Origin of the sequence: Frondihabitans cladoniiphilus (assembly GCF_039544345.1) — a bacterium.
Lineage (GTDB): Bacteria > Actinomycetota > Actinomycetes > Actinomycetales > Microbacteriaceae > Frondihabitans > Frondihabitans cladoniiphilus.
In genome coordinates, this window is record NZ_BAABLM010000005.1 from 241468 (window position 1) to 257366 (window position 15899).

The 15899-nt window shown below is 71.2% G+C and carries 11 protein-coding genes; 5 read left to right on the forward strand and 6 right to left on the reverse strand.

Annotated elements, in window-relative coordinates; translation table 11 throughout:
• Positions 1 to 18 precede the first annotated feature (18 nt).
• Positions 19 to 2634: a non-ribosomal peptide synthetase gene (locus ABEA39_RS13085; protein ID WP_345376346.1), complete on the reverse strand. Its 2616-nt coding sequence runs from the start codon at positions 2632 to 2634 to the stop codon at positions 19 to 21.
• Between the two features lie 331 nt (positions 2635 to 2965).
• Here ABEA39_RS13085 and ABEA39_RS13090 point away from each other — a divergent pair, with 331 nt between their 5' ends.
• Positions 2966 to 3712, forward strand: a complete 747-nt coding sequence (locus ABEA39_RS13090; RefSeq protein WP_345376347.1) for an SDR family oxidoreductase — start codon at positions 2966 to 2968, stop codon at positions 3710 to 3712.
• 53 nt (positions 3713 to 3765) lie between these two features.
• Positions 3766 to 5421, forward strand: coding sequence for an ABC-F family ATP-binding cassette domain-containing protein (locus ABEA39_RS13095; RefSeq protein WP_345376348.1), 1656 nt, complete (start codon positions 3766 to 3768; stop codon positions 5419 to 5421).
• Positions 5422 to 5479: 58 nt separating this feature from the next.
• Here the strand turns inward: ABEA39_RS13095 and ABEA39_RS13100 are convergent, their stop codons facing one another.
• Positions 5480 to 6046, reverse strand: coding sequence for a dihydrofolate reductase family protein (locus ABEA39_RS13100; protein WP_345376349.1), 567 nt, complete (start codon positions 6044 to 6046; stop codon positions 5480 to 5482).
• A gap of 137 nt (positions 6047 to 6183) precedes the next feature.
• Here ABEA39_RS13100 and ABEA39_RS13105 point away from each other — a divergent pair, with 137 nt between their 5' ends.
• Complete coding sequence (locus tag ABEA39_RS13105; RefSeq protein WP_345376350.1) at positions 6184 to 6741, forward strand: acyltransferase; 558 nt, start codon at positions 6184 to 6186, stop codon at positions 6739 to 6741.
• Between the two features lie 35 nt (positions 6742 to 6776).
• On the opposite strand, the gene ABEA39_RS13110 is transcribed toward ABEA39_RS13105, so the two are convergent.
• Positions 6777 to 7982, reverse strand: coding sequence for a glycosyltransferase (locus tag ABEA39_RS13110; RefSeq protein WP_345376351.1), 1206 nt, complete (start codon positions 7980 to 7982; stop codon positions 6777 to 6779).
• 90 nt (positions 7983 to 8072) lie between these two features.
• On the opposite strand from ABEA39_RS13110, the gene glgX reads away from it, so the two are divergent.
• Positions 8073 to 10100: a glycogen debranching protein GlgX gene (gene glgX, locus ABEA39_RS13115; RefSeq protein ID WP_345376352.1), complete on the forward strand. Its 2028-nt coding sequence runs from the start codon at positions 8073 to 8075 to the stop codon at positions 10098 to 10100.
• A 112-nt stretch (positions 10101 to 10212) separates the two neighbouring features.
• Positions 10213 to 10728, forward strand: a complete 516-nt coding sequence (locus ABEA39_RS13120) for a GNAT family N-acetyltransferase (protein WP_345376354.1) — start codon at positions 10213 to 10215, stop codon at positions 10726 to 10728.
• Between the two features lie 193 nt (positions 10729 to 10921).
• Here the strand turns inward: ABEA39_RS13120 and ABEA39_RS13125 are convergent, their stop codons facing one another.
• The 3 genes from ABEA39_RS13125 to ABEA39_RS13135 all read right to left on the reverse strand — a co-directional run bounded on the left by ABEA39_RS13125 (position 10922) and on the right by ABEA39_RS13135 (position 15897).
• The gene (locus ABEA39_RS13125) at positions 10922 to 11848 is read right to left on the reverse strand and encodes a DUF429 domain-containing protein (RefSeq protein WP_345376355.1); all 927 of its coding nucleotides are present in this window, start codon (positions 11846 to 11848) and stop codon (positions 10922 to 10924) included.
• A gap of 753 nt (positions 11849 to 12601) precedes the next feature.
• Complete coding sequence (locus ABEA39_RS13130) at positions 12602 to 13303, reverse strand: response regulator transcription factor (protein ID WP_345376356.1); 702 nt, start codon at positions 13301 to 13303, stop codon at positions 12602 to 12604.
• On the reverse strand, positions 13300 to 15897 hold the full coding sequence (locus ABEA39_RS13135) for an ATP-binding protein (RefSeq protein WP_345376357.1): 2598 nt from the start codon (positions 15895 to 15897) through the stop codon (positions 13300 to 13302). The genes ABEA39_RS13130 and ABEA39_RS13135 overlap by 4 nt, the downstream gene beginning before the upstream one ends.
• Positions 15898 to 15899 lie beyond the last annotated feature (2 nt).

Here is a 15899-nt window from a genome sequence, read left to right on the forward strand (position 1 = left end):
GGCTCGCGAGCCCCGACGTCATCCGGCCGGAATCGCGTCGAACGCGTCCCGGAGATGCTCGGCGAGTTGGGCGACGTGCGGCTCGCGGAGGATCGAGGTGTGCTCGGCCTTCATGCCGACGACGGTGACCCGGCCCTTGAGTGCGGCCTTCCAGCCTTCGAAGCCGTCCGGGTTCTCTTCGGCCAGCACCAGGACGACGTCGCCGAAGTACGGCTTGACCTGGTAGCGGCGACCGAGCAGGACGGCGTGGTCGAAGAACGAGTCGTACTGACGCTGGCCCTCGTGTCGCAGGATCCCGGCCAGGTAGGCGCGGAACTGCCGCCCGATGTTCTCGCCCCGGGGGATGCCGTCGGGCACATAGCGGCTCTTGACCCGACCGACGACGTTCTTCGCCGTCGCGATCGGGCTGCCGTCGGCGAGGGCGGGGACCGGCTCGGTGCTCGGACGGTTCGCCTCGTCGAACTCGGTGATGCTCCGCGGCCCGTAGGTGTCGAGGATGACGACCTGCTCAACGACCTCGCCGGCCTCGGTCAGCATGCGGGCGACCTCCATGGCGACCAGGCCGCCGAAGGAGTGGCCCACGAGGCGGTACGGGCCGTGCGGGCGGACGATCCGCATGAGCTGGACGTAGCGCTGGGCCATGGCCTCGAGGCTCCGGTCGGGCAGTGCCCGCTTCTCGATGCCGTGCTGCTGGAACGCGTAGAGGGGCGTGTCGGGGAACTGCTTCGACAGCGGGAAGTAGGTCAGCGCGAGGGATCCCGCGCCGGGGAAGCAGAACAGCGGGGTCGCCGAGCCCTCGGCGTTCAGCGTCATGACGTCGGGGTGACTCGGCAGCGTCGACTCGTCGGAGCCGATCCGCTGGGCGAACTCGCGCAGGGTCGGGAACTTCAAGACGTCCATCGACGGGATCTCGACGCCGAACACGTCCTTCACCAGCACGAGCATCTCCTCGGCCGAGAGGGAGTCGCCGCCGAGGGCCATGAAGTCGTCGTCGAGGTGGAGCTCGGGCAGCTCGAGGACCTGCTGCCAGATCGTCGACAGGGCGAGCTCGCGCTGGTCCATCTCCATCACGTTGGTCTGGCGCGGCGGGACCGGCGGCAGCGAGGTCCGGTCGACCTTGCCGCGCTCGGTACGCGGAAGGGCGTTCAGCTGGACGATGTCGCCCGGCACCATGTACTCGGGGAGGCGCGAGCGGAGGCTCCGCCGGATCGCGGCTCCCGAGGGCGGACGGAGGGTCGACTTGGGGGAGACGTACGCGACGAGGCGGGTCGGAGCGTTGTCGGTCACGATCGGGATGACGACGGCCTCGCCGATCTCGTCGAGCGAGAGCAGCGCGCTCTCGATCTCGCTCGGCTCCACGAGGTAGCCGCGCACTTTGACGCCGGAGTCGGAACGTCCGCCGATCCGCAGGTGGCCGTCCTCGCCGAAGTGGCCGAGGTCGCCGAGTCGCGCGAAACGCCGACCGCCGGCGTCGACTCCGAATTTCTCGGCGGTGAGCTCGTCGTTGCGCCAGTAGCCCGGCGCCAGGTAGTCGGAGTACACCAGGATGTCGCCGGTCTCGCCGACGGCGGCCTCGGTGCCGTCCTCGCGAAGGACGACGACTTCCTTGCCCAGCACGGGGCGGCCCGCCGGAATCATGCCGCGGGGGATGTGGCCGTCGAGGCTCACGTGGAAGAAGGCGACGCTGTTCATCTCCGACGAACCGAACGCGTTGCCGAAGACCGCGGAAGGCACAAGGTGCTTGCGGATCCCCTCCACGTCGTTGCTGTGGACACCCTCTCCCATGGTGACGAGGAGGCGGATCGAATCGAGGACCTCGCCCTCGTCGAGGGCGGCGGTCATGCCGCGGACGAGGTGCGGAGTCGCGTCGAGGAGGTCGATGCGGTGCTCCCGGACGAGCTGGAGCAGCCCGTCCGCGCCGATGTCGCGCGGGTCGGCCAGGACCGCCGTCGCTCCCATCAGCAGGGTGTTGAAGAGGATCAGGCTGCCGGCGACGAACGAGAGAGGGAGGACGAGGCCCGTCTTGTCGCCCGGGCCCATGACGGGCGCCGGCCAGTCGAGGACCGCGGCGGAGGACGCGAGGAAAGTCGCGTGGGTTTGGACGACCCCCTTCGGCACGCCCGTCGAGCCGGAGGTGAAGACGATCTGGACCCCGTCCGCGCCCGTCCGGGAGGCGCCCAGGAACAGTTCGAGGGCGACCCGATCGGCGAGCGCCTCAGCCGAGACGGTGGAGGCCGCGGCATCGGCGATGAGATGGTCGAGCGAGAACGTCGTGGTGAAGACACCGCCGATCGTCGCCATCACCTCGGCGACTGCGCCGTCGACCAGGCAGGTGCTCACACCGGCGAGGTCGACGATCTGCTCGAGCCGCTCGGCCGGGGTGTGCGCGTCGAGCACGACGATCATCCGACCGCTCTTCAGCACGGTGAGGAAGGCCAGGACGGCCGCGGTGTCCTGGCCGAGAAGGGCGCCGATCGGTTCCTCGGACTCTCCGAGGGCCGCGACCAGCTCGAGAGCCATCAGATCGCTGATCCGATCGGCTTCGGCGTAGCTGTACGACGTCGAGCCGGAGACGGCGGCAATGCCGTCGGGCACGGAAGCGACGACGGAACGCCAGCGTCGGAGGAGGGACATCCGTTCCGGTTCGTCCGGGAAGACGAACGGTTCGAGGCCAGCGATTCGGGTGGAGACGATGTGTGCAGTCGTGTTTCGGGCAGGACTGAGCGTCATTGTGGAGATCCCCTTCGGGTAGGGATGAAAGTCGAGCGATTCGGGTAACAGCTCGACCCGAACAGCCTATTTCGCTCTTCTCCGGGAATCCATAGGGAGGACTGCAAAGCAGGACCCCCAGTCTGGGGGACCTGGCTTGTCCCCCGATCCGTACCCCGGCGAGTCATCAGGGGAGCGCGACTCCCCGGATGAGCCCGCCCTGTCGAGCCCGGGAACGCGAGGGCAGAGTGAAGGCATGAAGACGAACGGAAACACCCTATTCATCACCGGCGGCACCTCGGGCATCGGCCTGGGGCTCGCCCTCCGCTTCCAGGAGGCGGGCAACACCGTGATCATCGGCGGTCGACGCACGGAGCTCCTCGAGAAGATCCGGGCCGAGCATCCCGCCATCGACACCGTCGTTCTCGACGTGGCGAGCCCCGAGTCGATCCAGGCCGCCTTCGAGACCGTGACCTCGCGCCACCCCGACCTGAACGCGCTCGTGAACGTCGCCGGCATCATGCTGCCGGAGGATCTGAAGGACCCGGCGCACGTGTCGACCTCGGAGGACATCGTCACCACGAACCTCCTGGGCACGATCCGCGTGACCGCCCTCTTCACACCGTTCCTCCTCGCCCAGCCGGACGCGAGCATCCTCACCGTGTCGTCGGGTCTGGCCTTCGTGCCGCTGCCCCTCACCCCCACCTACAACGCGACGAAGGCGGCCGTGCACTCGTTCACGCAGAGCCTGCGCGTCCAGCTCGCAGACACGTCCGTGCAGGTCATCGAGCTCGTGCCGCCGGCCGTGCAGACCGCGCTGATGGGGCAGGACGAGTCGGGTCGGGGGATGCCGCTCGACGACTACCTCTCCGAGACGATGGAGCTGCTGGGCTCGCAGCCGGAAGCCGAGGAGATCCTCGTCGAGCAGGTGAAGATGCTCCGCTTCGCCGAGGTGAACGGCAAGCACGCCGAGATCGTGGCGATGCTGAACGGTTCGCACTGAGCGTCGCCCCTGCCGCAGCGGCTCCGGGCCCTCCGGTCTGAGACCATGGGGGCATGACCGCAACGCTGGTGGCCAAGGGCCTCTCCGGGGGCTACGCGCATCGCACCCTCTTCGACGACCTCGACCTCACCGTCGCTCCCGGCGACGTGGTCGGGGTCGTCGGCGTGAACGGCGCCGGCAAGTCGACGCTGCTCCGCCTGCTCGCGGGGATCGACGCTCCGCTCGCCGGCACCGTGTCGCTCGCCCCGGCCGACGCCTTCATCGGCTGGCTGCCGCAGGAGCACGAGCGGGTCGTCGGCGAGACGGTCGCCGACTACATCGCCCGCCGCACCGGCTGCGCCACCGCCACGTTCGTCATGGACCACGCCGCCGAAGCCCTCGTGGAGGGAACCGACGAAGCCGCCGACGCCTACGCCACGGCGCTCGACCGCTGGCTGGCGTCCGGCGCCGCGGACCTCGACGAGAGGATGCCCGTGGTGCTCCACGACCTCGGCCTCGCCACCGGGGTCGACGCAGCGGTCGACGGCGCATCCCTCATGACCTCGCTCTCGGGCGGGCAGGCGGCCCGTGTCGGGCTCGCGGCCCTTCTGCTGTCGCGCTTCGACATCGTGCTCCTCGACGAGCCGACCAACGACCTCGACCTCGACGGGCTGGCCCGCCTGGAGGCGTTCGTGCTCGGCCTGCGGGGCGGCGTGGTGCTCGTCAGCCACGATCGCGAGTTCCTCGCCCGCTGTGTGACGCGGGTCCTCGAACTCGACCTGGCACAGGCGTCCAATCGTGTCTTCGGCGGCGGCTACGACTCGTACCTCGAAGAGCGCTCGATCGCCCGCCAGCACGCTCGCGACGCCTACGACGAGTTCGAGTCGAAGAAGGCCGATCTCGTGGGGCGAGCCCGGGTGCAGCGCGAGTGGTCGAGCCAGGGCGTTCGCAACGCGATGAAGAAGTCGCCCGACAACGACAAGATCCGGCGCCGGGCCGCGACCGAGTCGAGCGAGAAGCAGGCGCAGAAGGTCAGGCAGATGGAGAGCCGCATCGCCCGGCTCGACGAGGTCGACGAACCGCGCAAGGAGTGGCAGCTCGAGTTCTCGATCGGAGCCGCACCGCGGTCGTCGGCGGTCGTCGCAACCTTGTCCGACGCCTCGTTCGAGCAGGGCTCGTTCACGCTCGGTCCGGTCTCGCTCCAGGTGAACGGTGGCGACCGCATCGGCATCACCGGGCCGAACGGGGCGGGCAAGTCGACCCTCCTCCGCGCTCTGCTCGGGCGTCTGGCGCCCACGTCGGGCACGGCCTCGCTCGGCACCTCGGTCGCGATCGGCGAGATCGACCAGGCTCGCGGTCTGTTCGTCGGGACGGAGCCGCTGGCCGCGTCGTTCGAGGCACTCGTCCCCGACCTGACGACGGCCGAGGTGCGCACCCTGCTGGCGAAGTTCGGTCTCAAGGCCGACCACGTGAACCGCCCGGTCGGCGAACTGTCTCCGGGCGAGCGCACCCGGGCCGCGCTGGCGCTGCTCCAGGCACGCGGCGTGAACGTGCTGGTGCTCGACGAGCCGACCAACCACCTCGACCTGGCCGCCATCGAGCAGCTCGAAGAGGCTCTGGAGGGCTACGAGGGCACGCTGCTGCTGGTGACGCACGACCGGCGGATGCTCGACACGGTCCGCACGGATCGGCGCTGGTCCGTCGAGGCCGGTCGGGTGACCGAACTCTGACCGGAGGGCGTCGCTCGGTCGGCGTCGCCCGCGGTCGGCGTGGCCCGGTCGGCGTCTCCTACTCGGCGGCGGGGGCGGCGGGGACGTAGGTGAGGACGGCCACGCCCTCCTTCGTCATGTCGGAATTCGTGAGGGTGAGCGCCTGCTCCGGCACGCCCTTCGCCCACAGCTTCTTGCCCCGGCCGACGACGACCGGGAAGATCATGAACCGGTACTCGTCGACGAGGCCGTGGCTCGAGAGCATGTTGAAGAGGTCGGCGCTGCCGTTCAGCAGCAACACCCCCTCGGATTCGGCCCTGAGCTTCTTGATCGCCTCGACCACGTCGTTCTCGCCGCTGTCGCTGAGGGCGGTCGCGTTCCAGGTCAGGGGCTTGCGCGACGACGTCGCCACGTATTTGGGCATGGAGTTCATCCGCTTGCCGAAGTCGCCGGTCGTCTCCTCCATCTGCGGCCAGGCCTCGGAGAACCCCTCGTAGGTGACGCGGCCGAGCAGCAGTGCGTCGGCTCCGAAGAGGTTGTTCCACTGGAACGTGCCCAACTCCTCTCCGAAGTACGGGCCGCTCCATGCGGGTTCTTCGAAGACCCCGTCGAGGGTGATGTATTCGACTGCGACGATCGTTGCCATGTCACGAAAATAGCGGATGCACGGCCCTCGCAGTGGGGTCGGCCCGACATGGTCGTCGGCTTGTGGGCCCCCGCGACACCCAATAGCGTTCAAGGGTGCGCGTGCCGTCGCACGCCGACCGACCTCAGGAGCCCCTCATGACCGTTTCGTCCGAGGCCTCCTCCACCTTCCTCTCCCGTCTCGGGGAGGACGTGTTCCAGGCGTTCCACCACACGGTCTTCACGAGCATCCTCGGATCCGCGTTCGTTCCGAGGGTGGCCCGCCGAGCCCTCCTCCTCGCCGGTGGTGCGCACGCCGAGTCCGGTGTCGGCCTCGGTTTCTCGCTGTCGGGCAGCCCCCGCAACCTGAACATCGCGAGCGGCGTCTACATCAACGGCGGCGTCTCGATCGAGGCGATCGCTCCCGTGACCATCGGCACCGACACGGCGATCGGCATGCAGGTGCTGATCATCACGAGCCACCACGAGATCGACGAGTCGGGTGCCTGGACCGCCGAGGCCACCGGACGTCCCGTCACCATCGGCAAGCGCGTGTGGATCGGCGGCCGGGCGACCATCCTGCCCGGGGCAGTGATCGAGGACGACGTGGTCGTGGCCGCGGGGGCCGTCGTCGCCGGGCGGCTCGAGTCGCACGGGGTCTACGGCGGGGTCCCGGCCAAGCGGATCCGCGAGCTGACGCCCCGCACCGGCGTCTGAGGCGGCGCGCCTGAGGCGCCGCGTCTGAGGCGGCGCTAGTGCAGGGCGGTCTCCGCCGCGAGCAGGGAGCGGTAGACCGCGACGAGCGCCTCCGCGGAGTGGTTCCAGCTCAGGCCGACGGCCCGGACGCGCGCGGTCATCGACAGCGACGAGGCCAACGCCCGGTCGTCGAGCAGGCGCACCATCGCCGCGGCCCAGACGGCGGCGTCGCGCGACGGCAGCACGAGGCCGGTGACCCCGTCGACGACGGCCTCCCGAAGACCGCCGGCCGCCGCGGCGATCACCGGAGTGCCGCTGGCGGAGGCTTCGAGGGCGACCAGTCCGTAGGTCTCGGAGTGCGAGGGCACGACGACGATGGTGGCCTCGCGCAGCAGGGCCGCGAGGTCGCTGCGCGACTGCGGACCGACGAACTTCACGCACGACCCGACGCCGTGCGACTCGGCCAGGGCGAGGAGCTCGTCGGGGTAGTCGCGGTAGTCGACGGACTCCTCGCCGGCGATGACGAGTTCGGGGCGCTTCTCCTTCGGCACGAGCGAGATGGCCTCGATGGCGAGATCGAAGCCCTTGAGCGGGTCGAGGCGGCCGGCAGCGACGACGTAGGCGGGATCCCCCGTCTCGCCGGGATGGAACAGGACCGAGTCGACGCCGGGAGACACGACGCGCACCGAGTCGGGCGCCGCCCCGAGACGCCGCACCACCGTGTCGGCCTCGGCGGCGCTGATCGCGACGACGAGGTCGCTCTCTTTCGCCAGATACGCCTCGCCCGCCAGACGGCCGGGCGATTCGGGCCGTTCGCCCTCGGACAGCGGCGTGGCGTGATCGGCCGCGATGCTGTGGAAGCTCTGCAGATGGGGGATGCGCCGCTCGCGTGCGTAGGGAAGCGCGGCCATGCCCGAGAACCAGTGGTGCGAGTGCACGACGTCGTACGGGCCGAAGGCCTCCATGCGGTCACGGAACTCGTCGACGAACTCCTCGTGGACCCCTTTGGCCACGGGATGCGCGGGGCCGGCGTCGAGGAACCGCAGCGTCACGTTCTCGCCCAGCTCGGTCTCGGCCGGCTGCTCGGTCGACGACCGCCGGGTGAGGATCTCCACCGTGTGCCCCAGAGCCCCGAGCGCGATCGCCTGGTTGCGCACCACGACGTTCATGCCGCCTGCGTCGCCGATTCCCGGGTCGGAAGCGGGCGACGTGTGCAGGCACACCAGGGCGATACGGAGCGGTGTGGAAGTCAGGGGGGACACTCGTGAAATCCTATCCGTCGGGCGAGTCCGCCTCCGGGGGTACGGAAGGCGGCCGGGCGCTCTCAGCCGCGGACCCGTACTAATGGAGGCATGACCTCCTCGTACCCTTACCCCCTCGGCGTCAGTGTCGTCGACGGGGGAGTCTCCGTCGCCGTCTACACGGAGACCGCCACCGGCGTCTACTTCTGCGCGTTCGACGACTCGGGCGCCGAGACGCGCACCCTGCTCGGCCACCGCGACGGCTACGTGTTCCACGACTTCATTCCGAGCATCCCCGTCGGGTCTCGCTATGGCCTCCGGGTCGACGGCGAATGGAACCCCGCCGAGGGCCTGCGCCACGACGTCGAGAAGCTGCTGCTCGACCCGCACGCCCGCGCCATCGAGGGCGCCTACGAGTGGGGTCAGGCGCTCTTCTCGCACGAGTTCGATGACCTGGCCACGCGCAACGACGATGACAGCGCCGCCTCCATGCCGCGCTGCATCGTGACCGACAACTCCTTCGACTGGGAGGGCGACACGGCCCCCCGCGTCTCGCTGGGCGAGACCATCGTCTACGAGGTGCACGTGAAGGGGTTCACGAAGCAGCACCCCGACGTTCCGGAGGAGATCCGCGGAACGTATGCCGGGCTCGCGCATCCCGCGGCCATCAAGCACCTGACCGATCTCGGCGTGACCAGCGTCGAACTGCTGCCCGTGCACCAGTTCGTGCAGGACGACAACCTCGAGGCGAAGGGTCTGCGCAACTACTGGGGCTACAACTCCATCGGCTTCTTCGCGCCGCACAACGAGTACTCGTCGTCGGGTGACGCGGGCCAGCAGGTCGAGGAGTTCAAGTCGATGGTGAAGGCGCTGCACGCGGCCGGCCTCGAAGTCATCCTCGACGTGGTCTTCAACCACACCGCCGAGGGCAACGACCACGGCCCCACCCTCTCGCTCAAGGGCATCGACAACGCGTCGTACTACCGCCTCGTCGACGGCGACCGCGCTCACTACTTCGACACCACCGGCACCGGCAACAGCCTGAACGTCGGGCACCCCGCGGCCCTCCGCCTGATCATGGACTCGCTCCGCTACTGGGTCACCGACATGCACGTCGACGGGTTCCGCTTCGACCTCGCGACGACGCTCACCCGCCAGGACGGCGACGCCGAGAAGCACAGCGCGTTCCTCGACCTGTGCCACCAGGACCCGGTGCTCTCCCCCGTCAAGCTCATCGCCGAGCCCTGGGACACCGCCGGCTACCAGGTCGGAGGATTCCCGGCCGACTGGTCGGAGTGGAACGGCAAGTTCCGCGACGACACCCGCGAGTACTGGGGATCCGGCGACGTGCTGTCGACCTTCTCCGAGCGGGTCATGGGCAGCCCGGACGTCTACCAGGCCGACCGGCGGTCGCCGCTGTCGTCGGTCAACTTCGTGACCGCGCACGACGGCTTCACGCTGCACGACCTCACGTCGTACGCCGAGAAGCACAACGAGGCCAACGGCGAGGACAACAACGACGGCGAGAGCAACAACTCGTCGTTCAACGGCGGCGTCGAGGGTGCGACGGACGACGCGTCGGTCCTCGAGTGGCGGGGGCGCCAGCAGCGCAACCTGCTCGCGACCCTGCTGCTCTCGGCCGGCGTGCCGATGATCCTCGGCGGCGACGAGATCGGCCGGACCCAGGGCGGCAACAACAACGCCTACTGCCAGGACAGCGAGATCTCGTGGTTCGACTGGGCCGCCGTCGACCAGGACCTGCTCTCGTTCACGAAAGCCCTGATCGCGCTGCGCAAGGAGAACCAGACGCTGCGGCCGCACTGGTTCCGCACCGACCCGTCGGTCTCGACCGACGACACGGTGCAGGTGCTCCGCGCCGACGCCAACCACTTCGAGGACGCCGACTGGCAGAACCCGGAGAACCGGGCGATCATGTTCGTGCTCGGCCACGACGGCGGCGACACCTTCGCGGTGCTGTTCAACGCGGCCGGCAACGGGGTCGACTTCACCGTGCCGGCGGCGCCGTTCGGCGAGTGGGAGCTGGCGCTGTCGAGCGACCCCGAGCAGCAGGTCGTCGGCCCGGTGACGACGCTGATCGTGCGGGACGCGTCGTTCACGCTGCTGCGGTCGCGGGCGTAGGTGCAGCGGCGGCTGTCGAGCGGCGGCTGCTGTGGAGGCGGCCGCCGCCGTCGAGCGGCGGCTGCTGTCGAGGCGGCCGCCGCCGTGGGGCGGGGCTGCGTAGGCTGACAGCGTGCGCAGCTCCTCTCTGACAGTGCGGTCGACCACCGAAGAAGACTGGCGGGAGGTCCGGGCCCTGCGGCTCGAGATGCTCGCCGACACCCCGATCGCCTACGGCGAGACCCTCGAGCAGGCCCTCCGTCAGCAGGAGCCGGAGTGGCGCCTCCGCGGCCGCCGCGGCCAGGAGCCCCGCTCGGCCTCGTTCGTCGCCATCGACGGAGGCTCGATGCAGTGGGTCGGCACGATGGGCGGGTACCTGCCGACGGCGCCGGGCGAGGGGCCGCTGCTGGTCGGCGTGTACGTGTCGCCGGGGTTCCGCGGTGCATCCGCCGGTGTCGCCGACGCCCTGCTCGACGCGGTCGAGGGCTGGGCGCGCGGGCACGGCAGCGACCTGACTCTGCACGTGCACGAGGACAACCCGCGCGCCATCGGTTTCTACCAGCGCCGCGGCTTCGTCGACACCGGGCGGCGCCTGCAGTACGAGCTCTACGACGGCGGCCAGGAGTGGGAGATGCGCAAGCCGCTGTAGGTGGCATCCCCCTGCTCTGTCTGCTCCGTTGTGCGTGTGCGTGTGCGCAAATGTCGAGCGATCTGCGTCGTCGCCGCCGGTGCGGCCTGTGTTTCCGGGGTGCGCCGCGCGGATCGCTCGACATTTGCGACCAGTGAGGGAGGCGGGAGCGAGCAGGCGGGGCGGATCAGGCAGGGCGGGAGGGAGGGGCGGATCAGGCGGGGCGGGGGAGGCGCTGGGCGGGACGCGCGGGGGTGACGATCGTCGCGGGGCGGCCCCGTGCATCCCGCGCCTCGTCTCTGCCCAGCACCTGCGTGCGCGCGTCGCCGTGGCGGGCCCAGATCGATGCGGTCCAGGCGCAGAGGGCGGCGTCGAGCAGGTCCTCGCGATGCTTGTGCGCGGGGCCGGCGAGGGGCGTGGGTTCGTCGACGAGGGCACGGGTGACGGGGTGCGATCGCAGGTCGAGCGGGGGATCCGCGGCGTCGAGGCGTGCGGCCCGGCGGATCAGTTCGTCGGTTGCCGCTTGTCGGGCGACACGAGCCTCGGCCGGCGGAAGGCTGCGGTCGAGCCTCTTGTAGCGGGGCCGCTCGTCGTCGTACCCGAGCTCCGCCATGCCGACGAGGGTCGTGTAGGGATAGCACTCGAACATGACGCGAGCATCGAGCGGGGGATGCACGAGCCCGTCCGTGACGACCACCCCGGCCCCCTCGAGCCGGTCCCGCAACGTCACTCCGCCGAGCCAGCCGAGTGCCTGGTTCGTCGGGTTGCACGCCACCTTCCAGCGTCCGTACGCTCGCCCGACCTGCTTCTCGGACTCGCGCATTCCCGTGGCGTTCGGGACCACGAGGGGTGCGTCGACGGCGATGACGGCGCCTTCGTGCGTCGTGTCGTGGGTGGTGTCGTGTGTGTCTTCGTGCGTGTCGTCGGTGCTCGGCACTCTGGTGTCCGGCTCTCTGATGTCTGGCACTCTGGCGTCGGGCTCGATCGCCGCGAGGATCCAGTCGGCGACGGCGGGGATGCCCCGGGCCCACCCCGCGTCGAGCACCCGCCCGTCGGCGTCGATCACGCACAGGCCGGTCTCATTCGCGGGCTTCATCGCCGACCCCTCGCCCCAGGCCAGGTCCACGCCCACGAACTTCATGCCTCGAGCGTAGGCGCGCGGCGCGGACCCGGGGTGCGAGTCCGGGAGGTGGGGGTGCGGGTGCGCGGCGCAAGGGTGCGGGTGAGCCAAGGCCGCGGGGCGCGGACGAGCTGCACCCCGTTACCCGTTGAGGACCCCTGGTTGACGAGGGTTCGTGGCGCGGGCCGAGGGTGCGGTTCCGCGGGGCGGGGGTGCGGGCGTGCTGGGCGGGGGTGCGGGTGCGGCGACCGGCCGGGCGGACGCGCCGGGCCTGCGTGGGACGGGGTGCGGGTGCGCGGCGCAGGTGTGCGGGTGCGGAGGCCGGCCGGGCGGACGCGGCGGACCCGCGTGGGACGGGGTGCGGGTGCGCGGCGGGCGTACGGGTGAGCCCGGGGCGCGGAGGCAGGGAGGAGCTGCACCCCGCAAGCCGCTCGGTACCCCTGGTCGACGAGGGGGCGTGGCGGGCGCCCGGGGTGCGGTTACGCGGGGCGGGGGTGCGGGTGCGCGGCGCGGGGGTGCGGGTGCGGCGACCGGCCGGGCGGACGCGGCGGACCCGCGTGGGACGGGGTGCGGGTGCGCGGCGCAAGGGCGCGGGTGAGCCCGGGCCGCGGGGCGCGGAGGCGGGGAGGAGCTGCACCCCGTAAGCCGCTCGGTACCCCTGGTCGACGAGGGGTCGTGGAGAGTGCCGGGGGTGCGGTTCCGCGGGCGCGGGGTGCAGGTGCGCGGGGCGGGGGTGCGGGGCGGGGGTGCGGGCCCGGCGGGCCGCCCGCCCGCCTACGCCCCGGCCCCGTCGGGCACGAAGCGGTACCCCATGCCGGAGACGGTCACGAGGTAGCGGGGCGCAGCCGGCTCGGGCTCGAGCTTCTTGCGGAGCTGCGCGAGGTAGAGGCGGAGGTAGCCGGTGTCGCGCGAATGGTGCGGACCCCACACCTGGGTGAGCAGCGACTCGCGCGTGACGAGCGCCCCGGGGTTCTGCACGAGGAGCTCGAGGATCCGCCACTCGGTCGGGGTCAGACGCACCGACGCGCGGGCGGCCCCGGTGCCCCGCGAAACGGTCTTGGCCGAGAAGTCGACCGCCACGTCGCCGAACGTCGCCGTGGGCTGGTCGGCCGCAGTCGGCACCACTCGGCGAGTGAGAGCACGGATGCGCGCCAGCAGCTCGTCCATGGCGAAGGGCTTGGTGACGTAGTCGTCGGCCCCGGCGTCGAGCGCGTCCACCTTGTCGGCGGCGCCCGTGCGGCCCGACACGACGAGAATCGGCACCTGCGACCAGCCGCGCAGCCCCTCGACGACCTCGATGCCGTCGAGTCTCGGCATGCCGAGATCGAGCATGACGACGTCGGGATGCTCGGAGATGGCCTTCGAAAGAGCCTCGGCCCCGTCGTCGGCGGTCACCACCTCGTACCCCTGCGCGCCGAGGGTGATTCGGAGCGCGCGGATGAACTGCGGGTCGTCGTCGGCCACCAGGATCTTCACGCGGACACCCCCCGGTCGGTGACGGCAGAGGCGCCAGGATCGGTGCCGGCAGCCGCCCCGGGAGCGGTGCCCGAAACGGTCGCACGCGACTCCGCGCCCCCGGTCGCACGTGACTCCGCGCCCCCGGCCGCCGGCAGCGACACCACCATCGTGAGCCCACCGCCCGGGGTGTCGTCGGCCTCGAGGGTGCCACCCATGCCCTCGGTGAACCCCTTCGACAGGGCGAGCCCGAGCCCCAGGCCGGTGGTGTTGTCGGTGTCGCCGAGACGTTGGAACGGCACGAACACCTCGCTGCGACGCTCGGCCGAGATGCCCGGACCGTGGTCGGCGACGCGGATCTGCACCGACCCGCCGAACGCGCTCGCCGAGACGCGGAGCCGCGTGCCCTCGGGGGAGTACCGGAGCCCGTTGTCGAGCAGGTTGACCACGACCCGCTGCAGCAGCACGGCGTCGGCCGTGGCGCGGGGCAGCTCGTCGGGGAGCCCCAACTCGACCTCGTCGGGCCCGAGCCCGAGTTCGTCGAGCGAGCCGAGCACCACGTCGTCGACGTCGACGGAGGAGAGCGACACCGCGAGCACGCCCGCCTGCACCCGGCTGACGTCGAGCAGGTTGGTCACGAGGGCGGCGAGTGATTCGAGACTCTCCTGGGCGGTGGCGAGCAGTTCGTCGCGGTCGGCGGCGGACCAGACGACGCCCGGGGAGCGGAGGCCGGTGACCGCGGCCGTGGCGGCGGCGAGAGGCCGACGCAGGTCGTGGCCCACTGCTGCGAGAAGGGCCGTGCGCATCTGATCGGCCGCGGCCAGCGGGGCGACCTCGCCGGCGGTGCGGCTGAGGGTGTTGTGCTCGAGGGCGGCGTCGACCTGGGCCGCGATGACCGTGAGGAGACGTCGCGCGGAGGCGTCGAGTTGCGGCCCGCGGAGCTCGAGAGTGGCGTGCTCGCCCGCCGGCACCGTCGTGAGGGAGTCGCCGGAGACCGTCTCGCCGTGAGCCTCGACGACCTCGCCGTCGGCCACCACTCGCACGTCGGACTGCCCGAACGCCTCGCGCGTGCGCATTACCAGCGACTCGAGGGCGTCCTGCCCGCGGAGTACTCCGCCCGCCACTGTCGCCAACAGGTCGGATTCGGCGAGGGCCCGGGCGGCGGCACGGGATCGACGCGCCGCCTGATCGACGACGTAGCTGACGAGGATGCCGTTGATCACGAAGAGCGCGAGCGCCAGCAGATGCAGCGGCCGCGCGATCGTGATGCTGTGCACGGGCGCGACGAAGAAGTAGTCGAGGGTGAACCCGGAGAGCACCGCCGCCAGCAGGGCAGGCCAGAGCCCGCCCACCAGCGCGACGACGACGATCAGCAGTTGGAAGGTGAGCACGTCGCTGGTGAGGGTGTCGGCGCTGCGGAACGAGACGAGCAGCCACGTGACGAGCGGGCCGAGCACGAGGGCGAGACCCGTCCCGACGAGCCGACGGAACAGCGAGAGCGAGCCGCCCACCCGGGGCAGCGCGAAGTGCCCGCCGGCCGCGGCGTGCGTGACGATGTGCACGTCGATGACGCCGGACTCGCGGATGACCGTCGCGCCGATGCCGGGGCCGGTCAGCGCCGCGGCGAGGCGGCTGCGCCGGCTCACCCCGATGACGAGCTGGGTCGCGTTCGCGGCCTTGGCGAACTCGACGAGCGTGCGCGGGACGTCGTCGCCGACCACCTGGTGGTAGGTGCCGCCGAGCTTCTCGGCGAGGGCTCGCTGTGCCGTGAGGGCACCGGGGTGCTCCTGCGCCAGACCGTCTTGCCGGCTGACGTGCACGGCGATCAGCTCGCCCCCGGCCGACCGGGCCGCGATCCGCGCGCCGCGGCGGACGAGCGTCTCGCCCTCGGGCCCGCCGGTGAGTGCGACGACGACGCGCTCGCGGGCCTCCCACTTGGCGTCGATGGCGTGCTCGGAGCGGTACGCCTTGAGGGCGGAGTCGACCTCGTCGGCCAGCCAGAGGAGGGCCAGCTCGCGGAGCGCGGTCAGGTTGCCCAAGCGGAAGAAGTTCGAGAGGGCCGCGTCGATGCGGGCGGCGGGATAGACGTTGCCCTCGGCCAGGCGGTCGCGGAGGGCCTGCGGAGCGAGGTCGACCACTTCGACCTGATCGGCCGAGCGGAGGAAGAGGTCGGGCACGGTCTCGCGCTGCACCGCCCCCGTGATCTGCTCGACCACGTCGGTCAGCGACTCGATGTGCTGCACGTTGACGGTCGACACGACGTCGATGCCCGCGTCGAGGAGGGCCTCCACGTCGAGCCAGCGCTTGGCGTTGACGCTGCCGGGGGCGTTCGTGTGGGCGAGCTCGTCGACGAGGGCGATCTCGGGGCGCCGCGCGAGCACGCCCGCGACGTCCATCTCGGAGAGGGCCACCCCGCGGTGCGACGTCTCGACGCGGGGCACGACCTCGAGCCCGTGCAGCAGGGCCGCCGTCGCCGGCCGTTCATGCGTCTCGACGACGGCCACGACGACGTCGCGCCCCTCGTCGGCCAGGCGCGCCCCCTCTTCGAGCATCGTGAAGGTCTTGCCGACGCCCGGCGCGGCGCCGAGCAGCACGCGCAACCGCCCTCGTCTCATGC